This window comes from Corallococcus sp. AB032C, assembly GCF_003668935.1.
GTDB lineage: Bacteria > Myxococcota > Myxococcia > Myxococcales > Myxococcaceae > Corallococcus > Corallococcus exiguus.
Map to the genome: position 1 here is coordinate 36654 of NZ_RAWP01000022.1, position 12862 is coordinate 49515.

Below are 12862 nucleotides of genomic sequence, written 5' to 3' on the forward strand. Positions count from 1 at the left end.
TGGCGATGGCCGCCACGGCGTGCCAGGGACGTGTGACGGGGTGTTGATCTACCGCTTGCTGCTCCTGCTGAAGTTCGTGGGCGTGGTGCTCTACGGCGGCGGGCTCGTGGGGGCGCTGGCCGCGACGGAGTCCCGGGACCGCAAGCGCGCGGTGCACGCCATCGCGTCACCGGGGTTGGTGGTGACGTGGACGGCGGGTTACCTGCTCACGCTCCAGTTCAACATCGCGTTGACGGAGGCGTGGATCCTGGGCGGCTTGACGCTGTCGCTGGTGTCGCAGCTGGCGCTGGTGTCCATGGCGTCCCGTGAGCGGCGCACGATGGCGGGAGCGCTCTGGGCCGCCGTGCCGTTCTTCTGCGTGCTGGTGCTGATGGTCTTCCGGCCGCGCTGGCCCTGGGTGGACACATGAATGCGCTGAGACAGCTGCGGTGGGTGGCCTTCCTGGAGGGGATGTCCTTCCTGGGGCTGCTCTTCATCGCGATGCCGGTGAAGTACCTGTTCGCTCAGCCCCTGGCGGTGCGGATCACAGGCAGTGTCCACGGGCTGTTGTTCCTTCTCTTCGTGTCCTCACTGTTCCGCGCGGCGTCCGAACACGGTTGGACGGCGCGCCGTTCGCTCGCGGCGTTCGGCGCGTCGCTGGTGCCGTTCGGGACCTTCGTGCTGGACCGCTCGCTGCGGCGGGAGGAGCGGGAGCAGGGGCGAAGCCGCTCCGGCGATGCGCTCACTCCGGATTGAGCTTCAGGCGCAGGTCGACGGCGCCCTGCCGCGCTTTCTGCACGGCGAGCAACCAGTCCGTCCAGACGGCGGGGTCCGCGGGAGTGCCGTCATCGAGCAGGGACATGCTTCCCAGCAGGCCGCCCAGCTCATCTGAAGGATTCAGCGCGTACAGCCCCTTGAGGTATTCGTACATCGCCGCGTAGGCCTCTTGGATCGTGAGCACGTCTTTCATCGTGGCCTCAGGGGCGGGTGGGAGCGGAGAGCCCCATCTGGGTGGTGTAGTCGCGCGCCACCGGGTTCAGTCCACCGTTGATGATCTCTCCTTTGCGGACTTGTACCCAGAGTGGAGTGCCATCCGGATTGCGTCTCGCGGACCACATGTTGCCGAACCGGTCTCTTCCAAGCCTCGCGGATTCATCCGCCGCCAGCTCCTGAAGCAGCCTCCGATTGCCGGGTGTATCCGGGAGATGCCCTGGCGCCGAGCGGAAGATGTGTTTCGCCCTTCCTTCTGGAATGCCGATGCGAATCGGGGAAGTGCCACCCGGGGGCGTGTCCCGCGCGCTCATCGCTACCGCATTGGGTGCAAGAGAGAGCGTGACAGCCGATGCACCAACTGAGACCGCCGTCACGTCATCCACGGCCGTGAGCACCAACCCCACCTGGGCCTCCGCCTGCAGGACCGCCTGTGCGGATCCGGGGAGCCTGGGGACCTTCGCCGCCAATGCAGGGGCCGTGGAGCCGATCGCCGCCGTGGCCAGCATGGCGAAGGCTCGTGCCGCGTTGCGGCCCATGACCTTGCCGTAGCGTTCCCCTGCCTCCCTCAGCGCGTTGAACGTGGTGGCCCGGTCCGCGGCTTCCACCAGTTGCTTGAAGCCCACGATGAGGTTCCAGAAGGTGTCGACGCCCACGTAGGCGATGAGCGTGGCGGTCATGACCGCCGCGACTCCCTTGGAGAGAGGCTCTGGCACCGAGATCAGGATGAGATACGTGGTCCAGGTCCATAGAACGGTCGTCAGCACCGCCTGCGGATCGGCCATGTCCCTGAATGCATCCTGCATCTCCTCCAGGACGACACCCTGGGCGAGCGCCATGGCCAGCGCATAGCGCCCATCTCCAGTGACCGTGGGGCTTTCCAACAGCAGGCGCAGACAGTCGCCGGGCCTGCCCGTGCGATCGCACCAGCGCAGGTAGGCGCGCGTCAGCTCGGCGTCCGGGGCAGAGACATACGCCTCCGTGTCTTCGCCTGGACCGAGCGGTGTGATGCGACGGCTGCTCGGGTCGAACAGGTATGACCCGCTGCGAGGCTCCACCTGCCACAGGCGCCGGGCTGCTTCCTGGGGCTGCCTTGAGGGCTTCACGGAACGAGCCAGGTTCGCCACGGCTCTGACAAAGTCATCCGTGTCTACCCTCACCGGCGCGTCCTTCGCGCGCGGATGGAGCCTGACGGACGTGCCGCCACCTGTGTCCAGTCGCACAGTGAGAGAGGCACCACCGCATCCGGCGATAGCCAGGAGCAGGAGCGGTAACGACCAATGGATCCGCATGCGGAGCCCCCCGGGAACAAATCCGTTCCCGAGAGGCTCCTACAGTCAAACGGACCCTGTGAAGCCGTGCACGGGCGGAGGACTCCGCCACCTGACACCGAGGCCACGTCCGGATGAACGCAGCCCCGGGCGCCACACCTACCGCAGGCGGAACGAGCCCTCGGAGATGATCAGCAGCTCCACTCCGGTGGTGGCCTTGGGGCCGAAGGCCACCAGGGGGGCGGTGGCGCCGCCTCGCACCGCTGCGTCATAGGTGACGAAGGCGTTGACCACCGCGTCCGCGAGCGCCGTGGCGGACGCCTTGCCGGACTGTTCCAGCACCGTGCCCAGTGTTGCTTCGAGCGTCGCTCTGGCCTGCGCGCCCGCATGCACCGCCGAGTCGAAGGCGAGCTGGTTGCTGCTCGTCACCCCCAGCTGGGCGCCCATCACGGTCGCGCTGCCGCCGGTGGCGAGCTGGGTGTTGTAGTTCGCCCAGGCCGTCGCGGCGGCGCCGGCCGACGTGGCGGAAGAGAGGTTCGCGCGCAGCGACGTGGCGGCGGTGTTCGCCTGTTGCAGCGTCAGGTCGGTGGCGCTCGCTCCCTGGAGCAGGGCCTTCACGGCGGCCTCGGTAGCCCGGGCCTCCAGCGCGGCGGCGGCTCGCACCGACGCGTCCGCGACCGCGATGCCCGCTCCCGAGGACAGCCGCGCATCCACCGCGATGCGATAGGACACGCTCGCCTCGCGCTCCGCCTGCTGATCCTGCGCGTCGTTCGCCTGGGGCGTGGCCGCTCGCACCGCCGCGAAGAACGTGTCGTAGGCGCCCGCCGCGGACTGTCCGCCGGCATCCAGCGCCGCGTCCAACTGCGCGGACGCATCCAACGACGCGCTGAAGAGCTGCTCCTGCGTGACGGTCACGCCGGCCCGGGCGTACGCCTTGATCCGCGTGGCCTGCGCGGCGCGCACCGCCGCGCTCAACGCCTCCACCGACTCCGCCGCGGTCGCCTTGAGCTGGCCGCGCACCGCCGCCGCCTGCTCCGAGTTAAGCCGCGCGCGCAGGTCCACCGTGTCCACGCCGGCTGGCGAGTCCCCGTCCCGCACCATCTGGACGAAGACCTCCGCCTCCAGCGAGGACTCACTCGTGATGGGCGGCGCCGTGCGCACCTCCTGACCGGACTGCGGCGTCGTGGAGTCCAGCACCGCGGAGCCCACCGTGGCGGCGGACGCGCTCACCGCTTCGATGATCAACCGCTGCCCCGCGTCGTCCAGCTCCAGCGTGTAGCTGCCATCCGCCGCGACGTCGGCCTCCGCCAGCGTCGTCAGGTCGCCGGACGCCACCACGCGGCTGATCCGCACCGTGGTCGCCGCCGCGACCGTTCCATCCCCCGCCAGCGCGGGCGCGCCGTCGGTGAGTCCCTGCGACTGCTGCCCGCCTCCGTTGGTGACGTGCCCCCGGACCTTCACCTTGTCGTCGCCACCGCACGCCGCGAGCATCCAGCACACCAGTGCACCCAGAACCACTTCACCCGCGCGACGCGTCAGCATGTATGGGGAACCCCCGGCCGGGCGGAAACCGCCTCGGCGTCATGGCCGGAATTACGCACCAGGGGATCGGCTGGATTCAAGCCGCCGTCAGCTCAGCTTCTCGAGCAGGCTCCGGAGCTCGGCCTGCTCCGCCGCACTCAAGCGGCCAAGCCGCGCGCCGAACGCCTCCGACAGCATCGCGAGCCCCTTCGCCGTCACCTTGCGACCCGCCGGGGTGACCTGCAGCCGGTGCCGCCGCAGGTCCTCGGCGTCGATCTCCCGGCGCAGGAAGCCCGCCGCCTCCAGCCGCTTCACGTACACCGTCACCGTCGGCTTCGGCATGCTCAGCGTCGCCGCCAGCTCGGCCGGGTAGGGGTGCTCCTCCACCTGCGACAGCACGAACAGCTCCTTCGTGTCCAACCCCAGCCCGGCGATGTCGGGGGAGACACCGGAGATGACCGACATCAGCAGGTTGTAGTTCAGCGACCAGATCTTCGCCGGGTCGATTTTCGACATGGGCCCTTGCGCGGAAATTGGTACAAAATTAAATCAACTCAAGGCTGAACCAATTCGGCCTCCCTGAAACGGTAACACATCCCCAGGAGACCCCATGCCTCTCGACCATTACGTCACGCTCGGCCGCTCCGGCCTGCGCGTGAGCCCGCTGTGCCTCGGTGCGATGACGTTCGGTGAAGACCTCGGCTGGGGCACCAGCGTGAAGGAGTCCGAGCAGATCATCGACCGGTTCATCGAACTGGGCGGCAACTTCATCGACACCGCGAACTTCTACACGAAGAGCCATTCCGAGAAGATCATCGGCGACCACGTCGGCAAGCACGCTGCCCGGCGCGACCGCCTGGTCATCGCCACGAAGTTCAGCGGCAACCTCTACCCCGGGGACCCGAACGGGGGAGGCTCCGGCCGCAAGTCCATCATCTCGGCGTGCGAGAACTCGCTCCGCCGCCTGCAGACCGACTACATCGACCTTTACTGGCTGCACAACTGGGACAAGCACACGCCCATCGACGAGACGATGGGCGCGCTCGAGGACCTGGTCCGGGCCGGCAAGGTCCGCTACCTCGGCGTCTCCGACACGCCTGCTTGGAAGGTCGTCGAGGCCAACGTCACCGCGCGCTTCCGGGGCTGGTCGGCCTTCATCGGGTTGCAGATTGAGTACTCGCTGCTCGAGCGCAGCGTGGAGCAGGAGCTGGTCCCCATGGCCCTGGAGCACGGGCTCGGCATCACCCCTTGGTCCCCGCTCAAGAGCGGCGCGCTCAGCGGCAAGTACACCCGCAAGAACGCGGGCCAGCTGAAGGGAGACCGAGGCGCCTTCATCGAGCCCTACCTGAACGAGAAGACCTACACCGTCGTCGACGCGCTCGAGGCCATCGCCCGTGCGCATGAGAGCACCCCGGCGCGAGTGGCGCTGGCCTGGGTCATGGCGAAGCCGGGAGTAGGCTCGACCATCATCGGCGCGCGGACGCTCGCGCAGTTGGAGGACAACCTGAAGGCCGCTGCCGTAAAGCTCACGGCCGAGGAGGTGGGCCGGCTGGATGCGCTCACGAAGCCCGCGTTCGGGTTCCCGCAGAGCATGGAGCCCATCTTCCCCGCCATCCACAACGGCGGGACGACGGTGAACGGCATCCAGATGCCGGCTTCCCCCTTCGGCGTGGAAAAGGGCGACAAGGTCTACTGACCGCCGTCACCGACGAGGCCGGGGCTTCGTGCCCGGCCTCGCCTCCTCGCGCGCGAACGCATCCGCCACGAAGTCCCCGAACACGCGGACGCGGGGCGACAGGTGCCGGCGCTCCGGATAGACGACGAACACATCGGGCCCCGGCGAGTGCACCTCGCTGAGTACGGCCCGCAGCCTTCCGGAGGCCAGCGCCTGCGTGGCGACGAACTCCGGGATGCGCGCGATGCCCACACCCTCCTGCGCCAACGTCAGCAACGCTTCGTTGTTGTCGGACGCGAAGGGGCCGGGCACCTCCACCTCCTTGCCATCCAGTCGCCACGGGACGCGCTGGCTGCCGCGCAGGTAGGCCAGACACGCGTGGCGCTGGAGGTCCGCCACCTTCCTCGGCGTGCCGTGCCGGCGCAGGTACGCGGGCGAGGCGCAGATGACGGCGCGAGACTCACCCAGCCGCCGTCGCACGAGCCGCGTGTCCGCGCTCTCCCCCATGCGCAGCCCCACGTCCACGCGCTCCTCCACCAGGTCGATGAAGCGGTCCGTGAGCCCCAGCGCGCACTGAATCTGGGGATACGCGGCGAGGAACGCCGGCAACCGTGGCACCAGCCAGTGACGGCCCAGGTCCATGGGCGCGGTGACGTGCAGTGGGCCCCGTGGGCCTTTCGACTCGCGCAGCTCGCCCTGCGCCGCCTCCAGCTCCGCCACGATGCGCTGGCCCCGCTCGAAGAGGGACAGCCCCTCCGGTGTCGGCTGGAGCCGCCGCGTGCCTCGCTGGAGGAGCAGCACCCCCAACCGGCCCTCCAGGCGGGCCACCGTCTTGCTGACCGCGGATGGGGACACGCCGAGCGCCCGGGCCGCCGCGCTGAAGCTGCCCGTTTCGAGCGTGCGCACGAAGGCACCCAACCCGGCGAGCGGCTCCTGGATGAGGGTCATTCGAGAACTCTAGGAACAGGACATGTGCCCGGCAAGCCACTACCCGGCCATGGGGGAACAGTGCAGGTTTCCTCCCATTCACGGGAGCGGACCATGAAAGTCTTCGTGTTGGGCGCGACGGGGTACATCGGCGGGTCGGTGGCGGCGCGGTTGATGGCGGCGGGGCACCAGGTGGTGGGCACCGCCCGGACGCAGGACAAGGCGAAGGAACTGGAGGCGCGCGGCATCCATGCGACGGTCGCTTCGTTCGACGACCTGGACGCGCTCGCGCGGCTGGCGAAGGAATCCGACGCGGTCATCAACGCGGCGTCCGCGGACGAGCGCAAGGTGGTGGAGGCGCTTCTCGCCGCGCTGAAGGGCTCCGGCAAGCACTTCATCCACACCAGCGGCTCCAGCATCGTCGCCACCGACGCGGGCGGCGAGCTGACGGCGGGCGTGCACGACGAGGACACGCCCATCGAGCCCGTCCCGGAGAAGGTGGCGCGCATCTCGTTGGACAAGACGGTGCTGGACGCCGCGAAGGACGGCATCCACACGAACGTCATCTGCCCGTGCCTCGTCTACGGCAAGGGCCTGGGCCTGAACCCGGACAGCGTGCAGCTGCCGCCGCTCATCCGCTACGCGCGCGAGACGGGCACGGCGCGCTACATCGGGAAGGGGGAGAACGTCTGGTCCAACGTGCACATCGAGGACCTGGCGGACCTGTACCTCCTGGTGCTGGAGCGCGCGCCGGCCGGCACGTTCTTCTTCGCGGAGAACGGCGAGGCGAACTTCCGCGACGTGGTGACGGCCATTGGCAAGAGCCTCCGCCTGCCCGTGGGCAGCATGCCGCTGGCGGATGGGGAGAAGCGCTGGGGCGTGGAGCTGGGGCGGCTGGCGCTCGCGTCCAACAGCCGCATCCGCGCGAAGCGGGCCCGCGCGCTGGGCTGGAAGCCGCACCGGCCCTCCGTGTTCGACGTGCTCGCGGAGCTGAAGTAGTCGAACACCCGCGAAGAAGGCCACGAGCCCGGCAAGGCTCGCGGCCTTCTTCATTCACGCCGGCGTCAGTCCGCCAGCATGAAGCCCACCTTGTACTTGCGCGCCTGCGCCGGGAAGCTGCGCGCCACCGCGTCCGCCACGTAGCCGGAGAGGTTGGGGAACACGTAGTCGCGCTCGGCGGCGGTGTTCAGCCCCAGCCACGAGGCCAGCGTCCATCCGTACTGCTCCACCGTGAGCGTGGGAATCCAGCGGCCGCGCTCGTCCGTGGATCCGTCCAACGAGCCCGACAGGTCCAGGTTGGGGAAGGTGCCGTAGAGCCTCTTGCCCGCCACGCGGTTGCCCAGGACGATGGCGTGGCCACCCCAGGCGTGGTCCGTGCCGCTGTCGCCGTTCTCCAGCAGCGTCCGGTTGAAGTCGCTCATGGTGAAGAGCGTGGCCTGCGGCGCGTTGGAGCCGAACGCGGCCTGCGTCTCCAGCAGCGTCACCGACTTCTGGAAGGCGTCGAGCGCGAAGTCCAGCTGCTCCAGGAGCTTCGGCTGGTCCACGTCCTGGTTCTGGTGCGTGTCGAAGGAGCCGAAGCCCACGGAGAACACCTGACGCTTGAGGCCCAGGCCCGCGTTGCTCACCGGCATCGCGCCCGCCACCAGGTCGCGCACCACCTGGTAGAGCTGCGTGTGCAGCGTCCACTTCACGGTGTCCTCCGGCGGCAGCGTGGGCACGAAGTAGCCCTCGATGGTGTCGCGAGTGGCCTGCGGCAGCTGCGCCCACGCCGCGTCGCGCGCGGCGGCGCGGGCGGCGGAGAAGGTCTGCGCCGTGGTGAACACGCCCGCGTAGGCCGTCTCCAGCACGTTGGAGTCCTGCACCGTCATCACGTCCGCCAGCGCCGCCTGCTGGAGCAGATCGAAGTCCGACGCCGGGGTGTTGACGGTGCGGAACGCGAGCGTGCCGTCCGGGGCGACCATCATGGGCTTGCGGTCCACGCCCGCGCAGAAGCGCGGCTTGCCTCCGAACGACGTCACCTCCGGGTAGTCCGGCGGCGTGCTGGTGTTGAGCACGTGGAGCTTGTCCGCCGTGCGGCCACCCCAGCCCGTCACCTTGATGTCGGAGGTGACGGTGCTGGAGCCGGGGTTGGCCAGCGCGCTCGCCCAGGCGTCCTGCTGGTCGCTGTGGGAGAAGAGGTTCTCCGGAACGGTGGTGCCGCCAGCCAGGTAGTCCGCCTTGGTCAGTGGGAGCACCAGCGGGCCCACGTTGCACACGAACGCGGCGCGGCCCGCCTCGAAGTGCGCGCGCAGCTTCGAAAGCGTCTTGGGCAGCGCGAACGAGCCCGCGGCCAGGTCCGTGGGGTTGATGAGGTCCAACTGGTCCGTCTTCAGACCGATGGTGGGCCGGGCGGCCAGGTACTTCGCGTAGGCGTTCGTCTCGCGCGGGATGAGGATGTTGTTGCTGTCGTTGCCTCCCAGCAGGAAGACGCAGACGGCGACGCGGCTGCCGGAGTAGCCACCGATGGTGGCGGCGTGGGCGTTGCCCACCCAGCGGGGAAGGGCGGCGGCGGCGGCCAGGAAGCCCAGGCCCTGTGTGGCGCGCCGGAGGAACTGGCGACGGGTGGTGGTCATGGGGTTCACCGCTGGATCTGGAAGGAGGGGGAGAGGAGCGTCAGGTACAGCGCCAGCTTCTTCTTGCGGATGAGCGAGTTCGCCCGGCTGTCACCCATCGCCGTCAGCAGCTTCTGCTCCAGCTCCGGCGCCATCGTGCCGTGCAGCCAGTAGCGGCCCAGGTGCGCGACCAGGTCCGTGGTCGTGGACGGAAGCAGGTCGTAGTCCACGGTGATGCCCGCGTTGGCGGCGGTGTTGGCGTAGAGGAACTCGTGGAGGAAGTTGGCGCGGGCCGTGATGGTGGCCGTGTCCAGGATGCCGAACTCCGGTCCGACCAGGCCGTCCGCGCCCGGCAGCGGCGCGTTGGGCGGGTAGAAGCTGAACACGGAGGGCGGACGGCTCACCCACTGGTTCATCGCCTTGCTCCAGTTGCTGAGCTTCAGCCCCGGGTCCTTGGTGGCCGTGTCCAGCGTGGGATCCAACCAGCGCACCACGTTGGTGACGAACAGCGCGGGCGAGCGCAGGTGGCCGTAGCCGGGCCGCAGCGCCACGGGCGGCTGGGCGCCGCGCGCCTCGGTGTCCTCCAGGATGGCGCGCACCACCGCCTGGAGGTTGCCGCGCGCGCCGGTGCCGTCGTTCTTGAAGACGTTGGCCACGCGCTTGACGTAGGCGGGCGTCGGGTTGCTCGTGACCAGGTGCTGGATGAGCTGCTTGCTGATGAAGGGCGGGACGTTGGCGTCGTTGAAGACGTTGTTCAGCGCCTGGTTCAGGTGCGTGGTGATGTTCCCGCCCGCCGAGGTGGTGACGCCCCGCAGGAGCGTCTGGCTGCTCGTGTCGTGGTTGTCGTTGCAGGCCATCAACGGGTTCTTGTAGTCGGGCGTGGAGATGGCGGCGCCCTTCGCCGGACACGCGGTGGCGTTCCACGTCCAGCCGGACAGGGCATGCGCGAAGGCCTTCACCTGCTCCTCACTGTACGCGCGCTGCCGGTTGCCGCTGGCGTCCAGCGCCGGGGTGCCGTCCAGGTTCAGCTTGTCCGTGCCCAGCGTGAACAGCTGGAGCATCTCCCGAGCGTAGTTCTCGTTCGGGTCGATGGGGTTGCCCTGCTTGTCGAAGGCCCGGTTGTTCGCCATGTCCAGGTAGCGGCCCATGGCGGGGTCCTTCGTCACGGCCTCCAGCAGCACGCGGAAGTCGCCGAAGGCGTGCTGCGACAGCAGGTTCATGTACCCCGCGAGCGCCACCTTGGAGTCCACGTACGGCGTCCGGGTGGACTCCGGGATGCCGTTCTGGGAGACGACGAGGATCTGGCTGAGCGCGAACGCCACGCGCTGGCGGAGCTGATCCTCCCCCGTCACCGCGCGCTGGAAGAACTGCGAGGCCAGGTCCTGGGCGCTCTCCCCGTCGTACGGCGTGGCGGGCTGGAGCGCGAACTGCTCCGTGAGCGACTGGGTGATGCCCTGGGCAATCACCCGCTCCACGGTGCCCACCGGCGCGGGGGCCACGCCGCGCGCCAGCTTGGGACCGAAGGAGGACTGCTCCAGGAAGCGGATGCTGTTCGCCTCGGTGGGCGTCTCCAGGGACTCCGCGGCCTGCTCGGCGCGGCCCAGGACTTCCTGCTGTTCGTGGGGAGGGGACTCTGTTGCGGAAGGCCCGTCGGCCTGTGTGCAGGACGTAGCGCACAGGACGAGGGCCAGGGCGGTGCGACGAAACATCCGGAACCTCCTGGAGACTGCGGGGGTGATCGACCCCGGAACGCCGGGGCCGCGACGTCGCAAAAGATTCTAAGAGATAGGTAAATTCATTGAAAGCGGCTTTTTCTGGTAGTGCCGGAACCATGGGATGCCGGAGGTTTCCCGGGTGGGTGCTCGGGTCCTGGGGCCCAGGTGGTGTAGAGACGACCGGGTGAGTCGTTCCCTGGTCCCCACGCGCCCCGTCTCCACGGCCGCCTTCCATGGCGTGACGCTGGCCTTCTTCACGGGCTGCGCCGCGTGGCTCGTGCGCGAGTCGCGGGAGCTGGGAGGCCGTCCCGGGATGATGGCGCTGGGCGTGGCGGTGGCCGCGGCGGGACTGGCGCTCGTGGCGCTGGGCGCGCTCGTGGGGCTGCTGCGCGGCGGCAGGCTCCTGGCGCTGCGCTCGCGCGCGGAGATGGGCACCTATGCGCTGGTGCTCGCGACCATGGCGGTGCTGGCGCTGGTGGGCCTGCGGCTCTTCTCGTCGGAGGGTCGGCCCGCGCTCGCCGCGTTCTGCCTGGGCGTCGCCGGGTGGCTCGCGGGCGTGGGCCTGCATGGAGTGCCCGCGCTGTTCCTGGGCCCCACGGGCTTCATCGATTCGCTGGGGCGGCGCACGCCGTTCTCCCGGCTGGAGTGGTTCACGTTCCAGCGGGAGACGGGGGACCTGCCCCGCGTGCGCCTCCAGGCGGGGCACGGGACGCGGCTGCTGCTGGCCGTGCGGCTCGCGAGCGCGGACGAGGACGCGGTGCGGACCGCGCTCGTCGGAGCGGGCCTTAGCGCCCGGCGGCGGTAGCGTCCTTCCACGGGTCTCCGCCCACGCCGAAGGCCTCCAACTGGAAGGACTGCGTGCCGGAGACGCTCACCAGGCCCAGCACCGGGACGCTGGGGGACCACTGGGCGATGACGCCTCCGGCGTACGAGTACTCCGACACCGCCAGCTTCTTGCCGGCGATGGTCTCCGTGGTTGTGCGCAGGGGGTGGGGCCTCCGGTCGGCGCCTGGCTGATTGAACGGCGCGGGCGTGTCGTTCGGCGGACGGCCGGGCACGCGCAAACGCATGAGCAGCACGCTCTTCGCGCTGAAGCGCTCACCCTCCACCAGGAAATCGAAGCCCACGCGTCCGGCGGCGGGCACGTCGAGTTCGATGAGGACCCAGCGGCCGCGCTTGCCCTCATGGCGTCCCGGACCGCCCAGCTTGATCACGAACTGCGGGGGCCCGTCCGGCGACGTGTTCACGTAGCGCGCCCAGCCGCCTTCACGTACGACGAGCGGCAGGCCGAACAACGCATCCGGCGCGCTGCCCTGCGCTCGCGCGGGAAGGGCTCCCAGGCCCACGAGCAGCAACGCGAGCAGCGTCAGCAGCCGTCCCATGCGTCTCCCGGACTTGTCCGGCGCGGAGCCCCGGACCGATAGTGCTGTTCCCATGCGCCGCCTCCTGTGTCCCGTGTGCACCGCCGTGCTGCTCTTCGCCACGCCGGCCATGTCCGCCGCGCCCGACGCGGGCATCGCTCCCGCCCCTGCCGCCACGACGGTGGCCCCATCCGACTCGGGAACGCCCGGCCCCGCGGATCCGCCCATCGCTCCCGACCGCCTCGCGGAGGCGCGCGCCCTGGTGCCGCCGCTGCTGCTCTACGGCCAGCTCCAGCCCGTCGTGGGCACGTGGGTGGAATACACCGTCCGTTCGAAGCAGGTCACCTTCCCCGTGCGCGCCGCCGTCGTGGGCGAGACGCCGCGCGAACGCGACACGCTCTACCAGGTGGAGCTGGACTACCAGACGGCGCCCCGCGCGCTCATCATCGCCTGGGTGGCCCGCGCCGGTACCGGCCGCGCCGTGGTGGAGCGGCTGGCCATCACCGTGCCGCCCAACACCCCCGTCGCCATCCCGGTGGACCTCGTCGCGGACCACGCCGCGATCCGGGGGGCGCTCGTCCGCCAGCGAGACACCGACGTGCGCGCCGGCCCCTTCGCCGGCAAGGGCCGCGAACAGACCTTCCGCGTGGAATCCGGCCAGCAGATGACCGTGGTGACGGCGGCCCGGGTGCCCGTGTTCGGCGTGGAGTCCCTGCGCGACGCCGAGGTCACCTGGACGGCGCAGAAGAGCGGCGCCGGTGCCCGGCCCACGCTGGACTCCGTGCCGCTCACGCTGCCCCGGCTGCCCGTGCCCTGAGCCGAGGGCATCTGC

14 protein-coding genes are annotated in these 12862 nt (G+C 69.9%); 6 read left to right on the forward strand and 8 right to left on the reverse strand.

Annotated features, from left to right (window positions below):
* Positions 1 to 40: 40 nt before the first annotated feature.
* The gene (locus D7X99_RS12540; RefSeq protein ID WP_121778006.1) at positions 41 to 409 is read left to right on the forward strand and encodes a hypothetical protein; all 369 of its coding nucleotides are present in this window, start codon (positions 41 to 43) and stop codon (positions 407 to 409) included.
* A complete protein-coding gene (locus tag D7X99_RS12545) occupies positions 406 to 735 on the forward strand; it encodes a DUF3817 domain-containing protein (protein ID WP_121778007.1) in 330 nt (109 codons plus the stop codon). The genes D7X99_RS12540 and D7X99_RS12545 overlap by 4 nt, the downstream gene beginning before the upstream one ends.
* Here the strand turns inward: D7X99_RS12545 and D7X99_RS12550 are convergent.
* From D7X99_RS12550 to D7X99_RS12565, 4 genes are all read right to left on the reverse strand, one after another.
* Positions 722 to 949 carry a hypothetical protein gene (locus D7X99_RS12550; protein WP_121778008.1) on the reverse strand — a complete coding sequence of 76 codons (228 nt, stop codon included), beginning with the start codon at positions 947 to 949 and terminating at the stop codon, positions 722 to 724. The genes D7X99_RS12545 and D7X99_RS12550 overlap by 14 nt on opposite strands.
* Positions 950 to 956: 7 nt before the next feature.
* Complete coding sequence (locus tag D7X99_RS12555; RefSeq protein ID WP_199756338.1) at positions 957 to 2075, reverse strand: hypothetical protein; 1119 nt, start codon at positions 2073 to 2075, stop codon at positions 957 to 959.
* Between the two features lie 324 nt (positions 2076 to 2399).
* Positions 2400 to 3782, reverse strand: a complete 1383-nt coding sequence (locus tag D7X99_RS12560) for a hypothetical protein (protein ID WP_147476141.1) — start codon at positions 3780 to 3782, stop codon at positions 2400 to 2402.
* Between the two features lie 87 nt (positions 3783 to 3869).
* Positions 3870 to 4277, reverse strand: a complete 408-nt coding sequence (locus D7X99_RS12565; protein ID WP_169825038.1) for a MarR family winged helix-turn-helix transcriptional regulator — start codon at positions 4275 to 4277, stop codon at positions 3870 to 3872.
* A gap of 94 nt (positions 4278 to 4371) precedes the next feature.
* On the opposite strand from D7X99_RS12565, the gene D7X99_RS12570 reads away from it, so the two are divergent.
* Complete coding sequence (locus D7X99_RS12570) at positions 4372 to 5457, forward strand: aldo/keto reductase (protein WP_121778010.1); 1086 nt, start codon at positions 4372 to 4374, stop codon at positions 5455 to 5457.
* Positions 5458 to 5463: 6 nt separating this feature from the next.
* Here D7X99_RS12570 and D7X99_RS12575 read toward each other — a convergent pair whose 3' ends face one another.
* Positions 5464 to 6384 carry a LysR family transcriptional regulator gene (locus tag D7X99_RS12575; protein ID WP_121778011.1) on the reverse strand — a complete coding sequence of 307 codons (921 nt, stop codon included), beginning with the start codon at positions 6382 to 6384 and terminating at the stop codon, positions 5464 to 5466.
* A gap of 93 nt (positions 6385 to 6477) precedes the next feature.
* On the opposite strand from D7X99_RS12575, the gene D7X99_RS12580 reads away from it, so the two are divergent.
* Entirely contained in the window at positions 6478 to 7362 is an 885-nt protein-coding gene (locus D7X99_RS12580) for an NAD-dependent epimerase/dehydratase family protein (protein WP_121778012.1), read from the forward strand.
* 65 nt (positions 7363 to 7427) lie between these two features.
* Here D7X99_RS12580 and D7X99_RS12585 read toward each other — a convergent pair whose 3' ends face one another.
* Together D7X99_RS12585 and D7X99_RS12590 are read right to left on the reverse strand one after the other, a co-directional pair.
* On the reverse strand, positions 7428 to 8975 hold the full coding sequence (locus D7X99_RS12585) for a DUF1501 domain-containing protein (protein ID WP_121778013.1): 1548 nt from the start codon (positions 8973 to 8975) through the stop codon (positions 7428 to 7430).
* 5 nt (positions 8976 to 8980) lie between these two features.
* Positions 8981 to 10663: a DUF1800 family protein gene (locus D7X99_RS12590; protein WP_121778014.1), complete on the reverse strand. Its 1683-nt coding sequence runs from the start codon at positions 10661 to 10663 to the stop codon at positions 8981 to 8983.
* A 190-nt stretch (positions 10664 to 10853) separates the two neighbouring features.
* Between D7X99_RS12590 and D7X99_RS12595 the strand changes: the two genes are divergently transcribed.
* On the forward strand, positions 10854 to 11474 hold the full coding sequence (locus tag D7X99_RS12595) for a hypothetical protein (RefSeq protein WP_233613325.1): 621 nt from the start codon (positions 10854 to 10856) through the stop codon (positions 11472 to 11474).
* Here D7X99_RS12595 and D7X99_RS12600 read toward each other — a convergent pair.
* Positions 11455 to 12105, reverse strand: coding sequence for a hypothetical protein (locus tag D7X99_RS12600; protein ID WP_233613326.1), 651 nt, complete (start codon positions 12103 to 12105; stop codon positions 11455 to 11457). The genes D7X99_RS12595 and D7X99_RS12600 overlap by 20 nt on opposite strands.
* Between D7X99_RS12600 and D7X99_RS12605 the strand changes: the two genes are divergently transcribed.
* On the forward strand, positions 12104 to 12847 hold the full coding sequence (locus D7X99_RS12605) for a hypothetical protein (RefSeq protein WP_121778016.1): 744 nt from the start codon (positions 12104 to 12106) through the stop codon (positions 12845 to 12847). The two genes, D7X99_RS12600 and D7X99_RS12605, sit on opposite strands and share 2 nt — an antisense overlap.
* The last annotated feature ends 15 nt before the right edge of the window (positions 12848 to 12862 follow it).